This is a genomic window from Halomonas sp. (genome assembly GCF_034520545.1).
GTDB lineage: Bacteria > Pseudomonadota > Gammaproteobacteria > Pseudomonadales > Halomonadaceae > Halomonas.
Window position 1 is genome coordinate 1 of the sequence record NZ_JAXHNN010000017.1, and the last position, 24,621, is coordinate 24,621.

The 24,621-nt window shown below is 62.3% G+C and carries 27 protein-coding genes, 2 pseudogenes and 1 CRISPR repeat array; of the genes and pseudogenes, 5 read left to right on the forward strand and 24 right to left on the reverse strand.

Going from position 1 to position 24,621, the window contains the following annotated elements; translation table 11 throughout:
• The first annotated feature begins 237 nt into the window (after positions 1-237).
• A CRISPR array of direct repeats spans positions 238-2,092; the repeat unit is 28 nt; unit sequence GAAACACCCCCACGGGCGTGGGGACGAC.
• A gap of 47 nt (positions 2,093-2,139) precedes the next feature.
• The 15 genes from cas2e to U5L98_RS18235 all read right to left on the reverse strand — a co-directional run bounded on the left by cas2e (position 2,140) and on the right by U5L98_RS18235 (position 15,322).
• Entirely contained in the window at positions 2,140-2,427 is a 288-nt protein-coding gene (cas2e, locus tag U5L98_RS18170; RefSeq protein WP_322559670.1) for a type I-E CRISPR-associated endoribonuclease Cas2e, read from the reverse strand.
• A complete protein-coding gene (gene cas1e, locus U5L98_RS18175) occupies positions 2,405-3,280 on the reverse strand; it encodes a type I-E CRISPR-associated endonuclease Cas1e (protein ID WP_322559671.1) in 876 nt (291 codons plus the stop codon). Before cas1e ends, cas2e begins: the two co-directional genes overlap by 23 nt.
• Before the next feature lie 2 nt (positions 3,281-3,282).
• Positions 3,283-3,996, reverse strand: coding sequence for a type I-E CRISPR-associated protein Cas5/CasD (cas5e, locus tag U5L98_RS18180; protein WP_322559672.1), 714 nt, complete (start codon positions 3,994-3,996; stop codon positions 3,283-3,285).
• A 7-nt stretch (positions 3,997-4,003) separates the two neighbouring features.
• Positions 4,004-5,053, reverse strand: coding sequence for a type I-E CRISPR-associated protein Cas7/Cse4/CasC (gene cas7e / locus U5L98_RS18185; RefSeq protein WP_322559673.1), 1,050 nt, complete (start codon positions 5,051-5,053; stop codon positions 4,004-4,006).
• Between the two features lie 33 nt (positions 5,054-5,086).
• Positions 5,087-5,761 (reverse strand): type I-E CRISPR-associated protein Cas6/Cse3/CasE, encoded by a 675-nt coding sequence (gene cas6e, locus U5L98_RS18190; RefSeq protein WP_322559674.1) that lies wholly within the window; start codon positions 5,759-5,761, stop codon positions 5,087-5,089.
• Positions 5,758-6,312, reverse strand: a complete 555-nt coding sequence (casB, locus tag U5L98_RS18195; RefSeq protein ID WP_322559675.1) for a type I-E CRISPR-associated protein Cse2/CasB — start codon at positions 6,310-6,312, stop codon at positions 5,758-5,760. Before casB ends, cas6e begins: the two co-directional genes overlap by 4 nt.
• Positions 6,312-7,907 (reverse strand): type I-E CRISPR-associated protein Cse1/CasA, encoded by a 1,596-nt coding sequence (casA, locus tag U5L98_RS18200; RefSeq protein WP_322559676.1) that lies wholly within the window; start codon positions 7,905-7,907, stop codon positions 6,312-6,314. Before casA ends, casB begins: the two co-directional genes overlap by 1 nt.
• Positions 7,908-7,911: 4 nt before the next feature.
• Positions 7,912-8,148, reverse strand: coding sequence for a hypothetical protein (locus U5L98_RS18205; protein WP_322559677.1), 237 nt, complete (start codon positions 8,146-8,148; stop codon positions 7,912-7,914).
• On the reverse strand, positions 8,142-9,095 hold the full coding sequence (locus U5L98_RS18210) for an IS1595 family transposase (protein WP_322557499.1): 954 nt from the start codon (positions 9,093-9,095) through the stop codon (positions 8,142-8,144). The genes U5L98_RS18205 and U5L98_RS18210 overlap by 7 nt, the downstream gene beginning before the upstream one ends.
• A gap of 54 nt (positions 9,096-9,149) precedes the next feature.
• Positions 9,150-11,483 (reverse strand): CRISPR-associated helicase Cas3', encoded by a 2,334-nt coding sequence (gene cas3, locus U5L98_RS18215; protein ID WP_322559678.1) that lies wholly within the window; start codon positions 11,481-11,483, stop codon positions 9,150-9,152.
• Positions 11,484-11,842: 359 nt separating this feature from the next.
• Positions 11,843-12,076, reverse strand: coding sequence for a hypothetical protein (locus U5L98_RS18220; RefSeq protein WP_322559679.1), 234 nt, complete (start codon positions 12,074-12,076; stop codon positions 11,843-11,845).
• Between the two features lie 362 nt (positions 12,077-12,438).
• Entirely contained in the window at positions 12,439-12,687 is a 249-nt protein-coding gene (locus tag U5L98_RS18225; protein WP_322559680.1) for a hypothetical protein, read from the reverse strand.
• Between the two features lie 35 nt (positions 12,688-12,722).
• Positions 12,723-12,845 carry an SOS response-associated peptidase family protein gene (locus U5L98_RS19140; RefSeq protein ID WP_416208281.1) on the reverse strand — a complete coding sequence of 41 codons (123 nt, stop codon included), beginning with the start codon at positions 12,843-12,845 and terminating at the stop codon, positions 12,723-12,725.
• A gap of 252 nt (positions 12,846-13,097) precedes the next feature.
• Positions 13,098-15,071 (reverse strand): hypothetical protein, encoded by a 1,974-nt coding sequence (locus tag U5L98_RS18230; protein ID WP_322559681.1) that lies wholly within the window; start codon positions 15,069-15,071, stop codon positions 13,098-13,100.
• Between the two features lie 68 nt (positions 15,072-15,139).
• Complete coding sequence (locus tag U5L98_RS18235; protein ID WP_322559682.1) at positions 15,140-15,322, reverse strand: hypothetical protein; 183 nt, start codon at positions 15,320-15,322, stop codon at positions 15,140-15,142.
• A 65-nt stretch (positions 15,323-15,387) separates the two neighbouring features.
• Here U5L98_RS18235 and U5L98_RS18240 point away from each other — a divergent pair, with 65 nt between their 5' ends.
• Positions 15,388-15,555, forward strand: a complete 168-nt coding sequence (locus U5L98_RS18240; protein ID WP_322559692.1) for a hypothetical protein — start codon at positions 15,388-15,390, stop codon at positions 15,553-15,555.
• 47 nt (positions 15,556-15,602) lie between these two features.
• On the opposite strand, the gene U5L98_RS18245 is transcribed toward U5L98_RS18240, so the two are convergent.
• Positions 15,603-17,282, reverse strand: coding sequence for an IS1634 family transposase (locus U5L98_RS18245; protein WP_322559683.1), 1,680 nt, complete (start codon positions 17,280-17,282; stop codon positions 15,603-15,605).
• Positions 17,283-17,498: 216 nt separating this feature from the next.
• Between U5L98_RS18245 and U5L98_RS18250 the strand changes: the two are divergent.
• Positions 17,499-17,555 (forward strand): annotated as a pseudogene (locus U5L98_RS18250) (hypothetical protein); the annotation flags it as partial.
• Positions 17,556-17,722: 167 nt separating this feature from the next.
• Positions 17,723-17,935: a hypothetical protein gene (locus U5L98_RS18255; protein WP_322559693.1), complete on the forward strand. Its 213-nt coding sequence runs from the start codon at positions 17,723-17,725 to the stop codon at positions 17,933-17,935.
• Here the strand turns inward: U5L98_RS18255 and U5L98_RS18260 are convergent.
• The gene (locus U5L98_RS18260) at positions 17,913-18,446 is read right to left on the reverse strand and encodes a hypothetical protein (RefSeq protein ID WP_322559694.1); all 534 of its coding nucleotides are present in this window, start codon (positions 18,444-18,446) and stop codon (positions 17,913-17,915) included. The genes U5L98_RS18255 and U5L98_RS18260 overlap by 23 nt on opposite strands.
• A gap of 24 nt (positions 18,447-18,470) precedes the next feature.
• Here U5L98_RS18260 and U5L98_RS18265 point away from each other — a divergent pair, with 24 nt between their 5' ends.
• Complete coding sequence (locus U5L98_RS18265) at positions 18,471-18,689, forward strand: hypothetical protein (protein ID WP_322559684.1); 219 nt, start codon at positions 18,471-18,473, stop codon at positions 18,687-18,689.
• A 185-nt stretch (positions 18,690-18,874) separates the two neighbouring features.
• A pseudogene (locus U5L98_RS18270) lies at positions 18,875-19,346 on the forward strand (IS30 family transposase); the annotation flags it as partial.
• 13 nt (positions 19,347-19,359) lie between these two features.
• On the opposite strand, the gene U5L98_RS18275 reads toward U5L98_RS18270, so the two are convergent.
• The 7 genes from U5L98_RS18275 to U5L98_RS18305 form a co-directional block, all read right to left on the reverse strand.
• Positions 19,360-19,632, reverse strand: coding sequence for a hypothetical protein (locus tag U5L98_RS18275; protein ID WP_322559685.1), 273 nt, complete (start codon positions 19,630-19,632; stop codon positions 19,360-19,362).
• 94 nt (positions 19,633-19,726) lie between these two features.
• A complete protein-coding gene (locus U5L98_RS18280) occupies positions 19,727-21,583 on the reverse strand; it encodes a DUF927 domain-containing protein (protein ID WP_322559686.1) in 1,857 nt (618 codons plus the stop codon).
• Between the two features lie 198 nt (positions 21,584-21,781).
• The gene (locus U5L98_RS18285) at positions 21,782-22,444 is read right to left on the reverse strand and encodes a hypothetical protein (RefSeq protein WP_322559687.1); all 663 of its coding nucleotides are present in this window, start codon (positions 22,442-22,444) and stop codon (positions 21,782-21,784) included.
• 403 nt (positions 22,445-22,847) lie between these two features.
• A complete protein-coding gene (locus U5L98_RS18290) occupies positions 22,848-23,099 on the reverse strand; it encodes an AlpA family transcriptional regulator (protein WP_322559688.1) in 252 nt (83 codons plus the stop codon).
• A gap of 88 nt (positions 23,100-23,187) precedes the next feature.
• Positions 23,188-23,853, reverse strand: a complete 666-nt coding sequence (locus U5L98_RS18295) for a hypothetical protein (RefSeq protein ID WP_322559689.1) — start codon at positions 23,851-23,853, stop codon at positions 23,188-23,190.
• A gap of 117 nt (positions 23,854-23,970) precedes the next feature.
• Positions 23,971-24,318, reverse strand: a complete 348-nt coding sequence (locus tag U5L98_RS18300) for a helix-turn-helix transcriptional regulator (protein ID WP_322559690.1) — start codon at positions 24,316-24,318, stop codon at positions 23,971-23,973.
• Positions 24,302-24,568, reverse strand: a complete 267-nt coding sequence (locus U5L98_RS18305) for a type II toxin-antitoxin system RelE/ParE family toxin (protein WP_322559691.1) — start codon at positions 24,566-24,568, stop codon at positions 24,302-24,304. The genes U5L98_RS18300 and U5L98_RS18305 overlap by 17 nt, the downstream gene beginning before the upstream one ends.
• Between the last annotated feature and the right edge of the window lie 53 nt (positions 24,569-24,621).

The window sequence follows — 24,621 nt, forward strand, 5'->3', positions numbered from 1 at the left end:
GCCGCTGCGGAAGGAGCTGAAACAGTGTTGTTCTTCGCCTGAATCCAATCCAGGTCCTTGCTGAAATCGTCACCATGCTATTCGTCCCACCACTGAACCCTTGCCAGGTCTGGAACTGTTCGAGGATGGCCCGGCAGCGCTTCTGTAAGAGGTCCTGGGCGCTCGATAGTGGGAACTGAGGCTCGACAGGGCCCTGAGGTCGAAGAAAGCCCTGGCGGTATCGTGAACCATTAGCTGGAAACACCCCCACGGGCGTGGGGACGACTCCCAGAACAACGTCACCGCTGTCCAAGCAACAGAAACACCCCCACGGGCGTGGGGACGACCGCTTCGATGTAGTCCATGATCCTCAGATAGCGGAAACACCCCCACGGGCGTGGGGACGACGCTCGCAAGGACGGCAGCATGACTGTCACCAGGGAAACACCCCCACGGGCGTGGGGACGACCCCGTCGAGCAGGTGGGCGAGAAGGCCCAGAAGGAAACACCCCCACGGGCGTGGGGACGACCCGCTGACCAAGGACTCCAGCGACGAGCTCATGGAAACACCCCCACGGGCGTGGGGACGACCCTCACAGAAACGAGCCTCGGAGAGCATCGGTGGAAACACCCCCACGGGCGTGGGGACGACACCAGCGGACTGGAAACCAATCGCATGGGCCGGGAAACACCCCCACGGGCGTGGGGACGACTGACCCTGATCGCTGGTAACCTTTCCCCCCGTAGAAACACCCCCACGGGCGTGGGGACGACTGAAGGTGTCAAGCATGAACAAAGCCTCAGACAGAAACACCCCCACGGGCGTGGGGACGACTAACGTTTGCTGTCAGTGCTCTAGAGAAAAGTAGAAACACCCCCACGGGCGTGGGGACGACTCCCTCTTCGGCTCCGGCGAGGCCGGACTCATGGAAACACCCCCACGGGCGTGGGGACGACTCACCGTTACCAAGCAATCGCAATACTCCTTCGGAAACACCCCCACGGGCGTGGGGACGACTAATCATTATCCTTTTGAAGTTTTCGTCTTCAGGAAACACCCCCACGGGCGTGGGGACGACTTACGTCAAAAGGTACGTCCTATCTCTACCGCAGAAACACCCCCACGGGCGTGGGGACGACTAATCATTATCCTTTTGAAGTTTTCGTCTTCAGGAAACACCCCCACGGGCGTGGGGACGACGCACCCAGGCCAGTGGTGTCGCTGCTAAACCGAGAAACACCCCCACGGGCGTGGGGACGACTCCATGAATCGGGCCAATGCGGTTGTTGATGAAGAAACACCCCCACGGGCGTGGGGACGACTGGCGCTGTGAACGGTCAAGCGATCCTTGACGGGAAACACCCCCACGGGCGTGGGGACGACTCCGGCTCGTCACGCTGCATGAACTTGGCGACGGAAACACCCCCACGGGCGTGGGGACGACGACATGGCCGCATCGCGGATCTACCGCCGCCGAGAAACACCCCCACGGGCGTGGGGACGACGGGTAAGTGCCGAAGCCTCATCATCACCCGATGGAAACACCCCCACGGGCGTGGGGACGACAGCCCATGGAGTCGGTACGGCTGGATAAATGGAAACACCCCCACGGGCGTGGGGACGACCACAACCGGCTCACGTTCGGAACTCAGGAGGGGAAACACCCCCACGGGCGTGGGGACGACCTCTCGAACTGCGTGAACACCTCGGTGATGGCGGAAACACCCCCACGGGCGTGGGGACGACCGCAGCGGGACAGGGCACGCGCATGCGTTCCTCGAAACACCCCCACGGGCGTGGGGACGACGGTCACACCGCTGCCGATAGCGATGGCGTCGAGGAAACACCCCCACGGGCGTGGGGACGACGTACCTTCCTGGCCTCGCTGAACGGTCAGCGTGGAAACACCCCCACGGGCGTGGGGACGACTCAATGTCGCGGGCGGTTTTCGCGCTACAGGCGGAAACACCCCCACGGGCGTGGGGACGACTAGTTGACGACGCATATGCCGCTTTCGGGCAGGGAAACACCCCCACGGGCGTGGGGACGACGGAACAGGCACGACCTACGATGTGAAAGTAGTAGAAACACCCCCACGGGCGTGGGGACGACACCAGTATCTTGTTAAAGAACGGGTACTTCAATACCAGATGCGGTAGCTATTGGCTTTGTAGATTTTCAATGACCAGTTGCAACCCACTGAGCGTGACAAAGGTCTTTCGCGTGGGGCCGATGGTGCGGATCTCATAGCCAGGTGGCTGTGGCAGAGAGCGGAAGAGCATCACCCCGGACTCGGCAGGGCAGTGCGTCATCAAGTACTCCATAACGGTTTTCGCTACCGAGTCCTTGATCCCCGAAACAAAGACGTTTGGTCGTGGTTCGACAAACCACAGCTTCATCCGACCACGCACGGCAGGCGGCAAGTCATTGGCGACGACGACGAGCATTTGGCTCTCCTATCAGTTCGGTGATGTCAGACTGCACCTGGCTAAGAAGGTCCATGGCGATCACTCGCCGCCTGAATTCGGAGGAGACTTGATGCTTGTCATATCGGCCCGCCATCTCCCTCGTCATGTAGAAGGCAAGGTCGATACTGAGATGCTCTTTATAGAGGTCAGCAAGATCATAGACCATCGGCAGCGGGCTCCCGGAGTGGATAAACCCGATATGCGGGGAGTACCCCATGCTGTGTAAAGCCGAGCACAGGATGCCGTAGAGAGCAGCGTTGGTAGCTGTCAGAATTCGATTGACGGTATCGCTCAACTCGAATTTGCCCGGCGTGAATTGCCGACCTTTCCAGCCCACTTGATAATGCTCAGCTTTTTCCTGGTACATCGCCCTAACCCGATGTCCCTCCATGCCCATCATGACCTTCAAACTCTTGTCCTTAAGGTCAGCCTCCGGGAAACGCCGCTGAAACATGGCTCGGGCCACCTCCAGCGATTTATGCTTGTCGGAAGCCAGGAGGACCTGGTGCTTGAGATTACGGGTGTCGGCAGTCGTCACGAAACCGGCAGCGTAGAACAGCAGGCTATCTTCCCCCACCCAGCTGACCGCGCAGTTGGCGGCTGCGGCAGTTTTGATCGCATCATGCGTCACCGTCGTTCCTGGCCCAAGCAACAAGGTGTTCAGGGTAGCGACCGGCAATGGTATGACCTGTCCCTCGGAGTCAATCCATTTGACGCTGCTGTCGTCAATCTCCAAGCGTCCCCGCTCTAGATAGACAAAGGGATATTTATCCTTGACCTGGGGCAGCGACTCCCGGGTGACCTTGACGAAAAGCCTTTCCCCCTTGGCCATGATCAGTCCTGCCAATCCTGGACAGTCACCCGCCGATCTCGATAGCGCTTATCGGTACCGAACTGCAGGGGTACGTCGTTAAGGGTGATAACCTCTCCCTCGTGTTCTCCCTCCAGCACCCGAAAGTTGAAAGCCCGCTTCTTGGCCTCGGCCAGCTCTCGGGCATGCTCAAGGGATGCCTCGGCCGAGGCGAACTGGCCCTGGAAGATAAACTCGGTGGGCGCGCAGTGCTTGCGGCCAAGGTAGAGGTCCCAGACCGGTGCCACCAGCGCCTGGACGATGTTTTCAGCAAGGTCGGCCGGGACATCAAGAACCACGGCGAACGCCATGTCCTGCAGCGCGTAGCGGTAGGTCATCTTGGTGCCGGCACCCACCGCCTTCTTGCCCTCGGCCGTCTTGGGCACCATCAGGCTCTGCCAGGGATCTTCGGTGTCATAGCCGCTGCCAACCATGTGGAAGTCCCTGAGCAGCGGCGGTCTGGGCTGGGGCTTGCCCTCATGACCGGTAGGAACGTAGGCCTCGACATGCATATCACCCGTCGCCAGTCGAGCGAGTAGGTCGCGTTGCTCGCCGCCGGCACCCAGGGCGCAGCAGATTAGGCCCAGCACCCCGGAACGGGTTGGGAAATCGAGCGTGTCGCGACGCCCGAAGCGGGAGTCGTGCCCCCAGGCTTGTAGCGGGGCCTCCAGCCACAGCAATAAATACGTATCACTCATGGTCACCTCAGGCCGCCTGATCGACGAGGCTGTCCACGTGGCCCTGCAAGGCGGCACTCAAGTCATCCAAGCTGAAGGCCTCGTCATCGCCCCAGCGGTAGTCGCCCTGCTTGCCGAACAGCGAGCCGACCATTGCCTCCTTCTTGTCGAGGTAGTCATCCAAAGCGGCCTTGCTCGGGGCCAGGTAGCCGTCTCCCTGGGCCTTGATCGGGGCCTCAAAGGGGACCTGCAGGCGCTGACCACGCCGGACCAGCACTCGCGCATAGTCCCATGGGCTGGCGCCCGACATGGTGGATTGACGGGCATCGGGGATGGCCACGAACAGCGCCTTGGTGAAGGCATCGATCGCTGCCTTGAGTTGGTCGGCCTCCAGGCTCTGCGCCAGTTGCCCCAGGTCCAGGCTGATATAGCGGTAGTAGGTCGCCGCGTTGAACTCGAGGCTGCCCATGTGCGAGGAGCCAGGCTCACTGGCGTGGTCATCCAGGGCGGTAAAGAACTCCACTTCGTTGTTGACCTTGTGGGTCGAGATAGCATGGGAGAAGGCGCTCGCGGCCTCGACGTTGAGCTCCGGCGCCTTGGCGACCATGCGCCCGAACAAGGCGATGTCGAGGGCGTCCATGGCCGGGTTCATCACCTTCTTGGCGATCTTGAACAGCTCCTTGTCCTTGATCTTTCCGGCATCGAACGCCTGCTCGGCAGCGTGGTCCGCGAAGGCCTGTGCCTCGCTGTCGATGATGAACAGCAGGGTGTCGTCCGTCAGGCTGTCGGCCATCACCTTGCCGCAGGCCTCGGCGGCCTCCTCGTCGGCGCCCCTCTCCCGACAGGCCTCGGCCAGCAACGCTGTCACCTTCTTGGTGCGGGTCCCCATGGGAACCCCCAACTCGCGCAGGGCCAGCCTCACCTGGCGCTTCCAGCACTGAGAGCTAACCCGGGCGCGCGTGACCCCGCCGATGCGCGCCGTCTTGGGCGCGCCGACGTCATCCCGGTTGAGACAGGAGACCGGGAAGGACTGCAGGATATGGAATTCGATACGGGTGTTTTGAAATAATTGGGTCATGAGACAACATCCTTATCTGGGTCGGGTAATGGCTTATTCCGCGAAGGCGCCGAAGGGGCTGTCGAGGACAGGGACGATCTGCAATAGGCCACAGCCGAAGGCTCGCCCACGGCCGATACCGCGAGCGAAGCTCTCACGGAAACGCGGCGCATCCGTGACTTCCAGGGCACCTCGCAGATGGGCCTTGGCCACGGTGATGGTCTGGTCCTGCTTGCCCTTGAACTGCTGGACATCAACGCGCCCCACCTCGAGCGTGGAGGGCAGAGCCCGGAACCCCCAACTGGGCTCGCAGCGCTCAAGGAACCACTCGGCAATGGCCTCGCGCCCTTTCACCGGCAGACGCTTGCCAGTGGCGTTCTCGCGGCGGGTGGGATTGATCGCCACCTGGAACTGGTAGCGAGGGTGGTCTAGGAAGCCCGCCGGGATAGGCTTGCACTGAACGTCACCGAGGTGCTCATCCTCAGCCAGGATGCCATCGGCCGGCTGTCGGTCGGAGAGCATCATCACCTGTCGCCCCAGGCGGTTGCCTCCCTTGTCGGCATAGACGATCCCGCTAGGGGTATGACCTTGCTTGTCGGGCTCACTGCGCAGGTCATCAAAGAGGCTGTAGACGACCCGATGCAGCGAGTAGGGATCGGTGATCTTGAGTGCCTGGATGGCGTGCCGATCGAGATGCAGGACACTGGCAAAGAGCGTGGGTTGACTCATGCGCTCGTCTCCTCCTCCGAGGTCGGCTCCACGGCTTCGGTGCCACGCTGAGGGCGATAGAAGTCCTGTGCCCAGCGGGCCCGGGTGCGCTCTCCCGAGCGATCAAACCACAACAGCTCTTCCAGAAGCCGGGCGTAGTCGAGCACCGGCCCCTGTTTGGAGTGGATCAGCGTCAGCACGGGGCGTATCACCCTACAAAGCTCTTCGACCTCCTCGCAGGCCAGCAGACGCCGCAAACGCGCCTTCGCGGGTGAACTCTCGACACCTCCGTCGTAGCACCTGGCCAGGGCCGTGCCCAGTGTAAGGCGGCCATTACGCTCGGCCTTGGCCCGGGTCATGGCCGCTGCCACCGTGGCGTAGGGGAGACGCTGAGAAGGCCACTCCAGTTCGACGCCGAATTGGGCCAGCACCTCCCAGCTCTGGTATTCCGTGGCAGGGTTGTCGGCCCGGCGAAGTCGCGCGGCCAGGCCCTTGTCGTGCTGGATCCGTTCCAGAAGGTAACTAACGAAGCGTTCAGTCCTCCTGGGACTCGCTGGCTTGTTTTGTTCCATCATGCCTCCTGGGTCTCAAGGGGTGTCTGATCGGTCGAGGCGAGATAGGCGCCGGGCTGGGGCTGGCGCCGAGCCCAGGCCTCGAGCTGGCGGGCGGTCTCGCGCGGCGCACACTGATCGAAGCAGTTGGCGACGTGGCCGAAGAAACGCCGACGCAGTGCTCTTCGCGCAACAGCATCTGCCTCGCTGGCGCAGTGTGCGGTCAGAGCGGAAAAGTCCCGCTCGCAGAGCTGCCAGTAAAGGTGGCCGGCGTTGGCGGCCTGGGCGGCCGCCATGTCGGGTGTCGCTTTTAGGTCACGGTAATAGTCCCGCACACAGGCATAGAGCATCTTGCTGAGCTGCTCGAGGCCGTCCATCTCGCGCTTGAGGTTATCGAGCCAACCGGAACCGAGGTCCCTGCCCTCCAACCAGACCCTGGACTCGAGGAAGTCATCGGCCTGCTTGACCGACTGGTCGCCGGCGTTGACGCTGACCTTAAGACCCCCAGTCCAGATACACAGCGGCTCACCAAGGTCACGCATGCGACTGACGCCTTGTTGTAGCCCCAGGCTCTCGAAACCAGAGCTTCGGCTGAGTGAGAGGAAATCGAGAAAGGCAGGCAGTTCGCGCCACGGCTTGCGGTCGAGGTTCACGTACTTGACCTTGATGTCCTTGCCGCTCTGATCGAGCAGCAGGGATGGCTCGTACCAGCCATCCTTGACCCCCGGGTAGCTGATCCCGTCCATGTAGTGGATGCCGCCCTCTTGGAGCAGGACGAATCGCGACAAGGCCACCAGGCAGCTCTGATAACTGCGTTTCAGGGCCTCGGCCCGGGCATCTTCTTCATGGATCGGCATGGCCTCCCAGACGGGCCGGCCTACGCCGTCGGGCCAGCGGTTGGCGGCAGAAATGCCCTCCCGGGTCATCAGGTTCACCCAGATATCACGGCGCAGGTCGCCGGTCGTCACCATACAATGCAGTTGCCCAATAAAACCTCCAAGGCTCGGGCCGGCCGGCGCGCTGTGGCGGTTGCCCAGTGGTCGACCCGCGAGGCTCGTCAGGTCGCCCTCGACGCGCTTGCCGGCGAAGGCGAAGTTCATCAGGGTCACCAGGAAGACCGCCTGATCCGCAGCGTCCATGGGCTTTTCGAACAGGGTGTGCGACAACAGGGTGTTGTTGGCCGAGGGCAGGTCCGGGTAAAAGCCTGCCCCCAGCGAGCGCGGCCTCCCCGAGGTAATGGCCTCTTCCCGCTTGCCCTTGGTATTGGCGGTCTGGAGCCTGCGCTCGGTCCTCTCGGCAAGACAGTCCAGCACCGCCGGCATCTGCAAGAAGGGTCGTTCGCCATGCAGGTAGAAGCGGCCATGCCACTCCTCCAGGTAGTCCAGGCAGCGCGATGACAGCCCTTCCACCCCCAGGTCGACCCATTCGGCCTCGTCATCGGGCGTGCAGGCCGCCTGAGCGATGGACAGTAGCAGCTTGGTCACCGCCAGCTTCTGAATCGGGTTGCCACCCAGCGCCCGCAGGTCGGCTCGGGAGAAGACATCCCGCAGGCTGGCTCGGCCTTCGTCAGCCACCGGAATCCAGGGCTCGTCGATCAGGTTGAAGTGGTTCTCCATACATTCAGTCCTTGTCGCGGATGGCCTGGAAGCCCAGGTCGTCTCGGTAGGCTAGCCGGTATTTCCCGTGGGCAGGTTCACCACCGAGCCCTGTCAGCAGTCCTGCGTCGTCCACCAGGGCCACCCTCAGCAGGGCCTCGTCGTCCTCGGGACGGCCCAGGTAGAAGCAGTGATGGAAGCCATACTGGCGAAGTGTGCCGAGAGCGGTCGTGCTCGGGGCATGATAAATCCTGATTAGCAATGAAGCTCAGCCGACCGAATCACCCGCTGGGGCCGCGGCTTGCAGCGTACCGCGGCGATGAGCAGCCGGGTCGGCAGCTCCCTGAGGTCGAAGCGGCGGTTGAAGCGATAGCTGAACGCGGCCAGATAGCGCGCCGCATATTTCTGAAAACCGAAGGCATGGTACGCCCCTGAGAGGCTGGTCTTGAGATTACCGAGGACGGTATTGATCCAGTGAAACTCGGGCACGTCCTGGGGTTTGCGTCCCGCGATGACGGTGGGCTGATGCGTACAGTCGACGCTGGTGACGGCACCGAAGCAGGCCAGGCCATCGGAGTAGACCGTGCTGCCAGGTCGCAGCGTCGTCTTGGCCCACTCGGCGATCGCCTCACGGCTGAAGGCCGCCACGGGGGTGAGCCTGACGTAGCGCGGATGGCCCGCTTCGTTGAGCGAGACGGCGGCCACGAAAGGCACCTTGTTCTCCGATCCGCGCCCGGCCTTGCCGCCGCGGCGTTCGCCGCCCAGGTAGGCATCGTCGACCTGGACCGGACCGTCGAGGACGTAGCGCGCCTCGCGCTCCGCCATCGCCTCCATCACCTTGTGGTGGATGAGCCAGGCTGTCGGGTAGCTCACCCCGAGGTCACGCTTGAGGGCCAGCGACGACAGCCCGGTCTTGGCCTGGCTGATGAGGTGGATCGCCAGGAACCAGGTGGTCAGCGGCAGCTTGGTGCCCTGCATCAGGGTGCCGGCGATCAGCGAGGTCTGGTGACGGCAGGCACGGCACTGGTACAGCGTATGGTGCCGCCGGCGCACCCGGGAACAGGACGTGCCTTCGCAGCGCGGGCAGCGAAAGCCGTCCGGCCAGCGCGTCTGCTCCAACACCGCCGTACACTGCGCTTCGGTCCCATAGCGCTCGAAAAACTCGGGCATCGACAGGCCGGGCTGAAACTGGATGGGGTTCATGGCCATGACGTCATCCTCCGCCTGAAAGCTATATACATGTACAGTATGGTTTTGTCGTCATCAGGGCAAACCGGGCTGACGATCATTGCTAATCAGGTGATAAATTGGTACACGGACCTGTTGTCGGGTTAGGTCAGCACTGAGGCAACGCCACTGCGGCCTGGTCAGCATGTGGCGATCCCAGGGCAGCCAGTGCTGTTCGCCGTCCAGCAGCACCAACCGGGTGGCCCTGCGTCCGGCATCCGGCCTAACCTCGCGGAGCAACAGGACCTCTACCGAGTCGATGTCGCTGTAGCGGGTGCCGGCCTTGTGTTCCGGTAGGGTCTTGCCACCTTGGGCCAGGGCCCCGCGTGCCAGCTGCTCCATGGCGCGTCGTCCCGTTCGCCGACGGTTGCCCTCTTGAAGCTCTCGGTACCAGCGCGCCATGTCGCCGACCTCGTCCCGGCCAGCGTAAGTGGCATCGATCATGGGGCGGATGTCATCCGGAAGCGTGACCGCCTCTCGTCCCTGCCACACCTCGAGGCTGCGACACAGCACATAGGGGTGGTAGACGGCCGCCGTGACGCCGAACGCCTTGTCAGGCTGGGTGATGGCCGGCGCCAGCTCGGGCGCCAGCAGCCAGGCCTCTTGGCGGCTTCCCGCGGGCCTGGGCGTGTCCTCGTGGCGCCACAACCTCCCCAGTCGCTGGAGGAGCATATCGGTCGGACAGAAGCGGCTGATGAGGAAGTCGGCATCGATGTCCAACGACTGCTCCAGAACCTGTGTGCCGACCAGCAGCCGCCCGGTGCGGGTACGCTTTTCCCATGCCTGGTTGCCGTAGAGGGTCACCCAGATATCCTCCCGAGCGGCGCGGTGTTGCGGGGTGAAGCGAGAGTGAAGCAGCCCGACCTCAACCTCCAACTCCGCCGACCTCGCGGCCAGGACCCGAAAGCGCTCCTGGGCCTCGCCCACGGTATTCTCGATCCAGAGTACCTGCTGTCCGCCTTCTGCCCTCGCCAGGGCCTCCTCGACCGCCGTCTCTTCTCGATCCGTCAGGGTCACGTCGACCGATCTCGCGGGAGGACTCGGCAACTCGACCTCGACAGGGTCTCCTGCGGTCGGACACGCGGTAATCAGGGGATAATGGTCCTTTGCGACCTCGATCCCCAGCAACTGCTGTCGACGCTCCCGGGCCAGGGTCGCCGTCAATATGATGACCGTGCACCCGGCCTCCCTCAGGAAGTCGATCAGCGCGTCCAGCAGTGTCCCGGTATAGGCATCGTAGGTATGCACCTCGTCCAGGATGACGACCTTGCCGGCTAAGCCGAAGGCCCGGACGAAACCATGTTTGACGTTCATGACCGCCATCAGTGCCTGGTCCAGGGTGCCCACGGCGAAAGGGGCCAGCAGCCCTCGCTTTGCCTGGTTGAACCAGGCACCACCGGGGCGGCCCTCCTCGCCCATTTCGGTCTCGACGAGCCAGGCATGCCCATGCAGCAACAGCCCCTGGCGAGGGTCGCCAGAGGGCAGGATCGCGTCCAGAAAGGCGTTGAAGCGGGTATAGATCCGGTTGGACGTCAGTTGGGTGGGGAGCGCGAAATAGATACCGCTGGCCTCTCCTTGGGCCAGCTGCTGGTAGGCAACGTAGAGCGCAGCCTCGGTCTTGCCCAGGCCCATAGGGGCTTCGAGCAAGAAAACACCGGGACGATTGGCTACCTCGGCGAGCTTTGCCTGGGCTGCATTGGGATAAAACGGGAAGATGTCCTCGAAGGCCAAGTCAGGCGTGACCGTGACCGGAAGAAATCCCGCATCCTCGATGGCCTGACTGACGCGAGGTTTCCAGTCGGCGGCAGGGTCCTCGAAGAACTGGCCCGAGCCGATCCAGTCAGCCACTGTGGTCAGTCCCGCCAGCACACGCGCCTGGGTCGGGGTCAGCGCCTCGGGCCATTCACTCTGCAGGGCGCCCTTGAGCGCCTCTACCAGGCGCTCACGCTCCTGCTGCCAAGGCGGACCACCAAATCGGTCATCATTGGCCCGCTTGTCGGCCACCGGTGGCGAGTAGCCGTGATGCTGCCCCAGGACCTCGGGGATCCGGGCGGGCACTTTCATGGCCTGAACGGCCACCTGGCTAACACCGGCATGGCCTCCCCACTGACGCTCTAGCCCCGGGTCGACATTCGCCAGTGACGGGTGTGAGTGAGTTCCACGCCCCGCAGCGCGGTAGAGCTTCTCCACAAAGGTGGGGCTGACCTTGCCGATGTCGTGGCACGCGGCCACTAGTTCGGCACCGTCAGGAAAGAGTTGGACTTTCAGGGAGGTCGCATAGCGGCTCGAGAGGACCCTCGCCACCTCGCCCACGATCTGGCAATGGTTGAACACACCACGACCGAAGGTGACATCGCCGGTGTCGGTCACGAACGTCTTGGCGGAGCACTGCTCATAGGGAACGGTGGGTACCGAGGCTGACTTGGCTCTCGTCGGTGATCGCCGCATGCAGAAGAACCCCACTCTCTGGACCAGGACTGTGAGCCTCGGGTATTAAGCCAGTGAGAAGCAGGGAGGCAATCAAGTCAACACGACTTACATCGGCTGTTAGTTATCTCCTACATCCAAAGACGAAATCCAGGTCCAAGCTTGGACTTGGGTGTCGTCGGAAGTTTTCGGCCTTAGGTCGTCTCGTAGCTCGCGGCACCCTGAACCTCGAGGGAGCGGTGACCGCCATGGATGGCGTTTTCGCCTTGACCTATTACTCATCGACCGATGCGCAACATGTCTCAGGCCTTCTTGAGCGGCGTTGCCGAGAACCTCCCCAATGCCGAGTTGACGGTCGACAGGTTCCGCATCGGCAGACCTTCACCAAGGCGCTGGACGAGGTCCGCAAGAAAGAGCGCCGTGAGAAGAGGCACCCCAAAGCTTTCCGGTGGGCGGTCTTTAAGAGGCTGGATAAAGTCAACCTGACTGCCAAGCAGGTCGCCGCCCTCCAGGAGCCGGTGGCCGATCACGCGCACGCGGCTACCGTAATGAGGCTAACTCCATCGCGATGATCTACATGATTGGCAGCCCCGTGGGGCGCCTGCTGGATCAGGCCAAATCCACATGGTGTGACGAAGAACCCTTTTCCCCCGGGTCGGCACTTGCCGACCGATTCCAGGGGGAACAAGGAGTTTACATGCACTACCTTCATCAGCCACCCCCCGACCTCGGGCTGGATGTCTGGCTCAAGCAGCCCGAGAACCGCCCCGATGATGCCGAGCTTGCCTGCCGGTAGGAAATCAACCTGAGCGTCGTTGACGTCATCCCCGAGGCGCTGTTTTTCCGCCGACATGTTGGCCGGAGATGCCCAGCGCTAAGGCCAGGTAACGGAGCAACTTCAGACCTGAACCTGAGGACCGGTGAACACCTTCCCATAACGCCCGATTAGCCCCCTGGGACCAAGCATGCTCAGGCTGACCATTGGCGTCGCCGTCCTTGATAAACCCTCGGCGATAGCCTTCTCGTGCTGCTCCAGGCTGAGCAGGCTGATGCGCCTGGGCGTGTAGTGCTCACCCAACTCGAGCAGCAGGAACTGGGTCCAGCCGAGCTTGCCTCGGGTCGCTCCGTCCAGATGCCAGCGAACCACAGTTGCTCGCCGTCGCGGCGGGTCAGGTAGTGGGGCTACCTGCAACCTTCCATCACTACCCACTCGTACCAGCCGTTTGCCGGCACCAGGCATCGGTGATGGGCGAAGGCCCCCTTGAAGTAGTTCGAAGTGGCCACTTTCTCGGCGGTGGCGTTGATCGGCTCGGGGGCACCCTCATTGGCTCAGTGGGGCTTGAAGCTCCACCACACCTCATCGAGCACCAGGGGTGAAGCGTCGTCACGCCTTATGACCGCGGGAATCCAGGTGCCAGGGGCGACGTTGTAGCGAGGCTGCCAGGAGGCGGCAGGAGGTGAGATGCGCAGTGCGCGAGCGAGGAAAGTGAGATCGCGGCGATGGCGATCCCGGCCGTAGCTGCGGACTAGATTGAGGCCCGTCCGGTACGCGTTTGGTCATTCCAGTGACTGTGGCCCGCGGCGGATGCTGATGTCGTCCCACAGCACGCGAGCCCCGCTGCCGTAGCGCGTGGAGCCTTGTACCTCTCCGAGGATGACATGACGAAATTCGGTTTGGAAGGTGACACCGTTAATCGTGCCGTCGTGGAAGATGGCACCCTGTTCGTTCCGGATTGTCCAGGTGAGACGGCGATCACGGGCGTCATAGCGGATGTCGAAATCATGGGCGCCGTAGGGGGCCGGGATCGTCGGTGACAGGTCACGAGGGTTGCGGTCCTGCTCGGTGACCGCGACCAGCCGCCACTTGCGAAAGGTCGCGTCTGACCAGGAAACGTTGACGACTAGCGCGGCCGGGTTGGGTCGCTCGTACTGGTCCGCGTATTCGCCGTTCCACAGCCGGAGGCTTGGGTATTCGCCCCAGCTGAGCGCCTCGGGCCGCGCCCGGAAGGTCAGGCGAAAGCTCTCGTCGGGGCCGACAGGAGCGAAGGCTGGGCTGCGCCCGACCGCGTACCAGACCGGGTCAACGTCATGGGTTTCGGTCACATAGGCGCCGGTCTGCGGATCGCGGCTCAGCTGCGTGCGCGGGTCGGCCGAGCGCGAGATCAACGCCTCCCACCCGGTCGCCTCCCCAAAATCCTCGGTAAAGACCACGTCACCGGCCAGCACGTCCGCGCCGGTGGGGGACTGCTGCGTCAGGGCGGCGGTCCACAGCCGCGCCTGCATCCGCGCCCGGTCCGCGACCAGGCGGCGGTAGCGCGCTTCCAGATCCCCCGCGGCCGTGTCGCGCTCCGCCATGGTCAGGCCCAGGGCCTTTCCCAGGCCGGCCATACTGAGCGGTTGGTCGAAACGGTCGGTCCAGAGCAGAGTGTAGGTCGCGGCGTTGGCCTCGGCCGTCAGCCGCGCCTGGAAGGCGCCAAGGCGCATTGCGTCGATGTCGTCAGGAGCGATATCCCTCAGCCCCGATGCGTGGCCCTCGCCCAGTATCCGAAGCGGCGACAGGATTTCGGCCGCGAGATTGTGCATCGCCGCGATGGACACGGTGCGCGCCGTGAAGTCATTGAGGCTGACGCCGAGTTGCATCACCTCGCGCGCAACCATCGCCGCGCCGCCCGATGCGACGGTGCCGAGCATGAAGCCGGCCATCGTCGCCCCGTTCTGGCGAAACGCCGCGCTGCCGGCTGCCGCCATCCGGCGCAGCCGGCCTTCGCTCAACGTTGTGAGGCGGTTCCGCGCCTCGGCCACGCCACGCACCATGGCCGGGTCATACCCGGGCTTGGCCCGCAGCACCGCCTCGAGATCGGCCAGCGCACCGGCGATGCGGGCGTCGAGCACGGCCTCGGCCAGGAAGCGACTGCGGTCGAGGGACGTGTCGAAATCGCTCGTCAGGTCGGCGGCAAGGGACAGTACGCCAAATGTACGCGCCCCTTTGCCGAGCGCCGAGGTCCCCAACCGCCGCGAAGCGGCCGCCTGAGCGGCGCTGACACTTTCGCCAGCACGGCGGGCGGCTTCGGCAGCCTCGATGGCACGGATATCCGAGACGACATGCGCCACCATGCCGGCTGCGTCGGATACCTGCCCCGAGGCGCCGGCAAAGGAGGACAGCATGTCCGGGCCCGCCACCCCCTCGACCACCCCCGGCTCCAGCCTGCCCAGCTCTTCCGCGGCGATGGCCGACAGCACGGCCTCGGCATAGACCCGCGCACGGGTCTCGGTGTCTGAAAGCATACCGGACATCGTCTCGCTGCTCAGCAACGACCCAGCCCCGGCCAAACCGGCCAGGGCCTTGGGGACCATGAAGAGCTCCCCATCCGAAAGGTCGAGCGCGCGCACTTCGTCGCCCGAGAAAGGCGCACGCAACTGCCCGCAACAGGTCACCTCCGCCTGCTGCGCCGGCGCCGCAACCGGCGAGACGGCCATGGCCACCGCCACCGCAGAGCGCGAGAGCAGGCCTGCCAGTGTGGAATGCGTCATTCAAGAACCTCCCGTCAAAACCCACGTCATTGGTAGTCGCCGCGTTGCCTGACCGTCTATCGCCCGCTCTATCCGCGATCCGACGTCACCGACGTCGCGTTGCGGTGCTGGGCACTGGCTTCATTGCGCCACTTGTAGACGGTGCCCAGCGAGAGCCCTTCCTGCTCCGCGCTCGCTTGCAGGGTCAGTTTGTGAGGAGGCAGCAACTTGGTCACCACGGCTTCTCGGCGTTCCTCGGAGTAACGAGGCATGAACGTCTCCTTTCACCCCCTGGTCGGTTTATAAGAACAGGTTATCAGAGGATAGGACACGTATCGTGAGGGACCTCAGTGGGCACCGTCTCGTCCTGGACATTGACGGCCTGCCGATCGAGGACTATGGACACCAGGGCGGCTCGGCGTTTCATGGTCTTTACGGTGCACGCGTCACCTCGTCGCTGGTCGCCTCGCTGGCCGAGGCCGGCGCCCCCGAGTTCGACAGTTAGAGGCGTAACGTATTGATTCGCCTGAAAACGCCTTTTCAAAATTGGCACTACAAGCGTGATGCGGCAGGTGCCGGCAGGCCAATCGCGTCGAAAAGGTCGCGTTGTTCAGGCTTCAATTTGGTCAGGCCGCTCGCCGTCTCACGACGGTGAAGCAGGACCTGGTGGAATTGGATCTTGCGGGCAATCTCCAGTGCCCGTGTCGGTGAAAGCTTCTGATCGCTGGCCTTCAGGCGCATCCGCAGCACCCGGTAAAGTACCAGAGCGAGGAAGTAGATCAGTGCATGGGCGCGGATGCGCTCCGGCAGCCGGTGATAGACCGGCGCGATCTCGATGTCGCTCTTCAGTACCCGGAATCCACGTTCGATGTCGGCCAGTGCCCGATAGCGCTCGACGATCTGTTCAGGCTGGTGGTCGGCCATGTTGGTGACCAGCAGCAGTTTGCCATCCATCATCCTGGCGCGTTCCAGCGCCCGCTGATCTAGCAGATAGGTGAAGGTCTCCGCCGTGAGGTCGACCTTGAGGATATGGCCGAGGTGAGCGTCGGAGACGGCCTTGTAGAACCTCGCGGTGACCCCGCCGTCGGAGAGCTTTCTGCCACGGTAGCGCCGCCCGGCATCCTGGTTGTCCAGCTTTTCGAACCACTGGCGCGCATCGGCCTGTAGCGCCTCGATTTTCTGATCGCGTGCCGCCGTCTGCACCTTGGACACCTCTGGCCGATGCGCCACGATCAGCCGATGCCCCTGCCAGGCCATCTCGCCGTAGGCTTCGCGATCGGCGTCCTGGCAGTGCGTCTGATGAAACCCCTTCAATAGGTCGTCGAACTCGCCGTAACGGCGGCCCGGCACCGCCAGGATGAATTCCAGGGGACGACCCTCGAGTCGCACGGCGGACAGGGCTTCCAGGTTGTCCAGGGAGAGCAGGCCACGGTCGGCGACCAGCACCACACGCCGCACCTTGAAGCGCTTTGTCACGGTCTCGATGGTCGGCAGCAACGTCTTGGTTTCTGCGATGTTGCCATCGAAGACCTCATGATGAATGGGCAGGCCTTCCGCCGTCTGCACGACACCGAGCATGAATTGGCGGCCGATGCCGCCCTCCTTCGAAGGCCCGTAATGGCGGACATCACCCTCGAGCGAAGTACTTCCTTCCGCCCGAATGGTGGTGAGATCGTAGAAGACGATCGACAGCTCTTGATCGATCAACGGCTTAAGCTGCTGAGCCAGCACGTCATTGAGCGCTTCGCTGCAGTCCGACAGGGTGTCCATGGTGCGTAGCAAATGCTGATGAGTGATCGAGGCCGTGTCGACATCGGGAACCAGCACATCGTCCAGCCAGCGCAGCACACCGAGCTTGGATTCGGGGTCGCAGAGGCGGTTGAACACCATGACCCGCAGCAGCCGTTCGGCATCGAACTGTCGCTTGTTGCGCATCACCCGCCGGAAGGCGTCATCCAATCCGAGCTCTTTCCAGAGCGAGGTCAACAGCCAGGTATCGCCAACCGAGCGCGCCGGCGCGAAATCGGTCTCGCCGGTGCCTTCGTCGAGCGTGGGCTGACCAGAAACACGCAACAGACCATTGATCAGCGCGCTGGATTCCCCGGCGGTGACGGCCTCAAGGCGTCCCAGCGTCGCGATCACGCGTTGCCGCGGCTTGCCGGCCTCGTCGCGGAAGGACTCGACGAGTTTCACGTAGCGGCGCGGGCCGGATGTAGTGACTTTGACGAACATGTCATCACCATAATCCTAAAATATCAATGATGGCAAACCACAGAGAGCAAAACGTGTCACTACAAAGAATTCGGCAGAAATCCGCTAAGTCACTGAATCCTCAGACCGTAGGTACCGATTTCAGGCCAAAATCGGGGTGGAAGTGTCGAACTCGGGGGCGCCGATGCGGATGGCCAACTCGACTTCTACGGGCTGCAGACCCTGATCTGCCGCGAGATGGTCGAGTCGGGCGAGGTGCTGCTGCGTCGCCGCCTGCGCCGCGACTCGGACGGGCTGCCGGTGCCGCTGCAATTGCAGGTGCTGGAAGCCGACCTGCTCGACGCCACCAGAACCGGCGCGCTCCGTGTCATGCGCGTCGGCCTGCAAAGCCGCCCCGTTCCCGCGGGTCCCGCGTGCGAGAACGCCCATGTCTACGAGAAGCAGCGCACGCAGGCGCCGGCTTGCCGTGGGGCGTGCAGGTCATCCGCGTCCTGCGCGATCTTGGCGATAACGAGGTGGCCGATATCGTCCGCAAGAAGACCAAGGCCAGCGTCAATGCCACCGTCTTCGGCGACGAGGAGGTGCAGCAGGGCATCGCGCCCGCGGTGGTCGACGCCGATGGCAAACTATGCGAGCCAACCGAATATTATCTTAATTATCTCCACTCGCAGTAAGTTTCTCTCCAGTATATGGGTCATAACTGTAGCTAGTAGGAAAGTATTTCTGACTGCTATCGGACCACATCATTGGCCCCATGCTGGTGAATGCAATTCTAGCGATGGATTGGTCGCCTCTGGTCGGGTCAAACCGAATCCAGCGAGTCTCTTCCGTAAACTGATCTTCGACGTAAACCTTAATATCTTCCCCAATCCAGAGGTGCCTGAGTCGAGCAGTGTTGCCGTTCTTAAGTGTTACCAGGACCTCGTCCGCTCTATCACCATGTTTGAAGCTCAAGAACTCAAATGATGCAATCTTGTTCTTTTCGATAAATGTATCGCTTCCGTCAAATAGGTGGAGTTCGATAAATTCATCATCATTAGTTATATCTGATGTTCCCGTATTGCCAATTCTTAGTGCGTTGTAAGTCGTTCCATCTTGAAGAGTTACTGTTCCCTGGTACACCATTTCGGCGTGCGCCGCAGTTGACAGGATCGCTACTGCTCCCGCTGCTAAGATATTTTTCATCGAGTCCTCCCGTGCGTATTCGATTTGATATTGCCTCCGGCAGAGGTCTCGCGCAACCCCAACGCGTTGCTGGGCAAGATTGCGGCCACGAACGTCAGGATCGACGAACTCAACCTCGTGCTCGACAGCGACCCTCGCCGCGTCACCAAGACCGGCAGCGCGCATTCCGGTGCGCCGGGTGCCGATCCGGCAACCGACCCCACGGCCTATCCAGCAACCGCCGCCGGCGCCCAACAGGACTAACCCACATGGACATGTTCTGGTCAAGTCGAGCGTTGATTTCTCCCGATCCCCGGATAGAGAGCCACAGAACCGCGCGGCCCCGGTCACCGGAGGGTTTCCCGCCTGAATGACACCGTCAACGGGCTTAATGACGAGGCGACCAAGGCCATTATGGCGCTGCACGGCCCCCTGACCTGATGCACGGCCGTCAGTCGCGCACAAGCGACCGGCGATCCCGGGTGCCAGGATCGCGACCTCCCTGCTCAAGACCGCCTGATGCCTGGCCACTGGTAGGGCGATCTCATCATTGGCGCCAACAATCGCTCCGCCGTCGGTACGCTGGTGGAGCGGACCACACGGTTAGTGATCCTGGCGAAAGTGGACGGCACCACGGCTACGACGGCAGCCGTCGGCTTCAGTGACAAGCTCAATGAAGTGCCGCGAGCCCTGCGCCTGTCCATGACGTACGACCAGGGCAGAGAGATGATGAAGCATGCCGAGATTACTCAGAAGACCGGAACGGTGATCTATTTCGCTGATCCGCATAGCTCATGGCAGCGGGGCTCCAACGAGAACACCAACGAGCTGTTGCGGCAGTATCTGCCAAAGGGCACGGATCTGTCGGTCTACAGTCAGGAAGAGCTCGATGAGATTGCCGATTCACTGAACACTCGGCCTTGATCCAGTCGAGTCAGGTGATCGGCCCTTGGGCTTCGATACGCTGCTGGAGGAGCGCCAGCACTCGCTCGCGCCCATAGGTGGCCAGCTCGTCGTCGATCAGGGCGGCCGACTTGGCTCGGGATAGCCGGCCCATCGGCAGCATGGCCAGCCAGATCGTCCTGGTCAGCTCGTTGTCGATGTCGTGAAGTGGCGCCCCGGCGAAGTCGAACCGCAGGTGCTCCAGCAGGAGGCCAATGTCAGCCTCGGGCGAGGACGGCTCCGAGTCGTTGGCTGCATTCTCCACCTCCTGCTGGACCCTACCCTTGGTATTTGCCAGGGAACTCAGGGTGCCGGGGGAACCGCAGCCACTTGTCGTCGCCGTAGCAGATCACGAAGACTCATTGGGCGATCTCCTGGGGCAAAACGGCATAGAGACGTTGCGTGTTGCTCTGAACGCGCTTGTTGACTGAACGCTTGCCGCTCTCCTTCTCATAGAGCCAGCCGGCTGCATCTAGTGCGGCGCTGACTGTCTTGACGTCGAAGCCCTTGACGGCTTCCTGCAAAGCGGCGCTGTAGAAGTAAAAGACGCGGCCGTCCTGGGTGTCAGACCAGAACCCGGCGCGGTCATTGGTACGCCTGGGGTCGCTGCCATCTGAGTGCATGGGAGCGAAGCGGGCCTCGCCGTGGCGCTGGATGAACTCGTTTACGCCATTGAGGATCGCGGCATCTTCCGGTGGCAGACTGCCGCGCTCGGCCTTCCACAGCGCGAAGCAGGTGCTCACTGCCTCCAGCGCCTCACCCTCCTGCCAGCCGGTGATACCCGCCTCGGTGGCCAGCTCGCCGGCCATGGCCAGCAGACCGAAAGCGCCAGCAGCGCGACTGGCCACACCATCGGTCTCGGCGCAGAAGGCGGGGTCTTGCATCAGGTCACGGTAGATTCCGGGTAGGTCATGACCGCACCGCAGCAAGTAGTTGATGAAGGCCATGCCGGCGTGGCCGAAGTGCTCCGCCGTCGCGGTCTTGATCGCGTTGGCGAAGTCGCTTGGGGCTATGCCGTGCGGATCATCGAAAGCGCCGTGACGGCGCCCGGTGGCGGGGATATCGAGGAGTCGCGCATCCTGTCCCGCCTTGGTTGTCTTGCCGGCCTCGCTCAAGTGAGAAGCCAGGGTGCGCTCGCCGCTGGACAGCATCATCAGCCGCCAGCGTTGAGCGTCACGGATACCTCCCGTGCGAGCCGCCCGCTGCTTGCCGACGCCATTGGCCACCATGTACACCATGCTGCCGACCTCGAAGGGGCTGGCCTGGCTCAGCTCGTCGAGCACCATGCAGGTGTCGTTCTGGCTGGCGGCCAATGCCTCGATACCGTTGCCAGTGGCACTCCAGGGTCGAAGGAACTGCGGGCTTCCCCAGACACTTGCCGCCGCTTGCAGCCCGGTGGTCTTGCCCTTGCTGGAGGCGCCACGCAGATTGAAGCCGAGTCCACCTGCCGCCTGCTGCTTCGCCGGCCAGATCAGCGGCCCCGCCAGTGCCACGCACAAGCAGGTAACCAAAATTGGGTTGCCCTGGGCGCGACCGGCAACCTCCCGCCTCCAGCCGTCCAAGCTGCCGCTAGTCTCGAAGTAGCTGGCGCGCATCGCCTCGGCACTGAAGCTGTAATCCTGATTGCCTAGCGTCCGGTGGGGCAGCACAAAGGCGCGGACGTTGTCGTGCCAGCCGGTGGTGGTGGCGGCGACGATGCGAGCCTTCGGGGTGCTCTCCATGATGAACTCGGCCAGCTTGGTTCGGTGTTTCAGGCTATGGGTGTGCCCCATGTCCAGAAGCTCGCGGCGCAGATCGGTCCCGCCCTCGCTGAGCAGGCGCATGGGCAAGATGCGCTTGCAGGTCTGCCCCTCGGCATTGACGAAGCGCAGTTGCCGACCAAAGTTGCCGCCGTGCTCATCGCGGCTGATTGCTGTCACCTCGATGGGGTCGGCAATGCGCACGTCCACATTGACCAACTCGCCGCCCTGCAGCTTGGTACCGTGCCACCACAGGCCGGCAGGGCGCCGCTTGCCATCCTCCAGCACAAAGCTGGCGTAGTGGGTGGCGAAGCTGGGTCGCTTCTCCTTGGCAGGTAGTGGCTCCTCCTGGCGCTCGTCGATCTCCTCGCTCAGGCGGTGACGGCTGGTTCCCTTAGTTATCTGAGAGTCACTCGCTGAGGGAGCAAGGTAGGTGTCATCTAACCCACTGTTTTGCCATGTATTATCCTCAACCATTCCCTGTGCCCCCTCGGTTCCCTCTCTTTCTTCAAGGGTATCAGCTTTACTTTTAATATGAGCACTATCGGATGTACCCAAGGTGTCGGTCAGCCCGCTATTGATGGTGGCAAACTGATAGTGAATATTCGCGACATTAGGTGTCGGCGCCTGCCCTCTGGCGAGGGAGGGCGTCTTAGTTTCTGAGTTCTGCATGGATCACTGCTCCTTCGCCTCACGGCGATGGTCATGATTGACGGGGTGGGTAGCTAATGTTTCCAGTTGCCGGACGATGGACTCGATAATTGCGCAGATGCGGTCGAGTTGCTCTTGTCCCCGGGCTTTCGTGGCGTTGTGGCGGCACATTGACTGCGGGAAGTCATCGCTGGTGATGTCAGGATTGTGATACCCCCTACTGTCATCCTCGACCAAAGTGGCCACAGAGACTTTTGACGGAAGAGCTTTTCGGAGTCGCTGTGCGACCGGCGGCAGGTTCCCGCGATTGGGGACTATCACGACAGGTAGCCCAGTTGTCTTGTGGGCGGCAACACATTCAGAGCACTGAGCACCCACGAGCACCTGGCCGGATGCCGACAACTTCTCGATAAGTGGGATGGTGCTGAAATCATCCTTCCCATTGGGGGGTATCTTATTCAGGGCGGAGCCGGCCCCGACCTCGGCGTATTCGAGGCTAATCTGCCCATCCACGAAGTAGAGCGGATTGATGAGGGTGGCACCGGTCATGCTCAGGGGGGCCTTGCCGATCCCCCTGGCCAACAAATAGGCGCGATCAGGAATAGAGAGATGGGCTTCAGAATTCAGGCAGGGATCTTGCCCATGACTGCTGGTCTGGAAAGGCCCAGTGGGATATTGATCAATCATTTCTACCTCCAGTCATCTCCGACGGTGGTTTGTTTTCTGGCGATGTGGATGGATCACACCGGCAACGTTCATGCTGTAATAGCTCGCGCGAGTGCCGCACGCACTGCAGCATTAGCGACCTTCCTCAATGGCCTTGGGCTGCAGGCAAACTCCTCTGCTATTGATTCACGGAGGCTAGGACTAACGCCCGGGGTGGCCAGCAACTCCAAAGTGCGGCGCAAGCGCGCGCGACGGCACCAGAACGTGGTCAGGTGGTAGTAGGCCGGCTGGCTAAAGGGTCCACCATCACCGAAGTTCACAACATATTGTCCATGTCCGTGCCAATGACAGACTTTGATCTCCCACTCGGCCAGACGAAGAGCTTGGGAGACATGCTGAATCCGGCAAAGAGGTACAAAGCTCATCACTTCACCTCCTGCTGGCTGTTGTGGGTTCCCTTGTGGTTGGCCTCAATGCGCTGTTGGATCCAAGTGTCGATCTGGGCTTCGACCCAGGCGACAGCTCGTGGAGAAATCTGAATCGGTGGTGGAAAGTCACCAGCGTTGATAAGCCTGTGGAGGGTGGAATTGGAGATACCGCAGCGATTTAGAACATCGGGGCGGCGGAGGAGGCGCTGCTGGTTACGCTCGATGGCCTCGTTGATAATGTCTGCCATTTCTCGGTTCCTCTCGGAATGGAGTGTCTATATCCCTTATGGGACGTGATGACATGGCGCATCCTACATGGCGAAATGCGTGTTGCGCTTACTTCATGCGTTTTTTGGTATTGCTCCTCCATCCGCCTATTCGCGCCCACCTTGCCACGGTGTCTACGCTGACGTGCACACCGCGCCCAGCAAGTCGATCCTGCACTATTTGAGGCAGGCCATGTTCTGCACGGCCCGCCCGGATCAGCTCGTCCCATATCTGCTTGGCTTCGGCCATTCGCTCAGCGGCTTCAAACCTCTTGCTCTCGGCATTTATCTGCCCTCCTTGCCGACGCTTTATCTGGGCCTGGTAATCGCGAATATGTACTGCTGCGTTTTCACGCATGGTCTTTTTACCCGGCTTTGTCAGCCGCCCGTAAAGGTAGCCAAGCAAGAGGGCGAAATAGACTTCCCGGTGACCATAAAGTTGTTTTTGAGCGGGCTTTTCATCCAGCATCTCTGCCATGGCAGCGGCCAGCACCATCTCAGAGTGCATGTCCGGTTCATCTTCGGAGTCGATCTGCTTTTGCAGCCTGTCCAGCTCACTGCGCATCAACCCCAACATGTCAGCCACGCTGGTCAGCTTGCCGTCTGCCGTTAGTAGCTCCAGGTGCTCAGCCCATTGATGTGGTTGAGCCTCGGGCATCGCACTTCCCAGCAAGCCACCACGCCGCTTCAGCACGCTGTCAGGCAGGATAAAGGGCGTGCGTGAATCGTCCGTCATAGCGCTACTCCTCGCGCACTCCAGAAAGGGATGGCTGGTGGACATGGTGGAGTGGTCATGCTTTCGGGTGATAGGCCCTAGCCAGCCAACCGAGGCGACGCTTGCCGCGTTAACGGCTCAGTCGTCGTCGAGGGAAAGCTGCTGCACATGGATACCCATGGCGGTGGCCAGCTTCTTCAGCGTGCTGTGGCGCAGGTTGGCGCCGGGGCGCTCCCACTGGGCGATCTGGGCCTGGGAAAGCTCCAGCTGGTTCGCAAGATCGGTCTGGGTCATGTCCAGGTACTCGCGCCAGCAGCGGACCAGCGGCACATCGTCTATCAGATGGCGGCTGACGATTTCATGGGGGAGCGTCAGGGCATCGGCCTCGCCGGCCCGCTCCACCAACTCGGTGAACTGCTCCAGGGGCACAATGGCGAAGCGGCGGCCCGCCTCTTCGCTGATACGGTAATCAATAGGTGCGCTCATCGCGTTTCTTCACCTCCTCGATGGACACCACGCGCAGCCCGGTTTCTACGTCGAACAGCACGCGGTAGCGGCCCACACGGAGCCGGTAGTGGTGCTGGTGGCGCTTCAGCGGCTTGATGTCCTTGGTCGCAACGCAGCCAGGCCAGTCCTCCAGCTCACCCACGCTTTCAATGATCCGGTTGCGGTCGGGCTTGGGTATCTTGCTGGCCTGCTTGGTGGCTTTCAGCGTCCACTGCACTTGATAGGTCATAAGTTTCTATAAGTTTAAGAGGGCGGGCGAAAATCGGCAAGGGCGTCATTGAA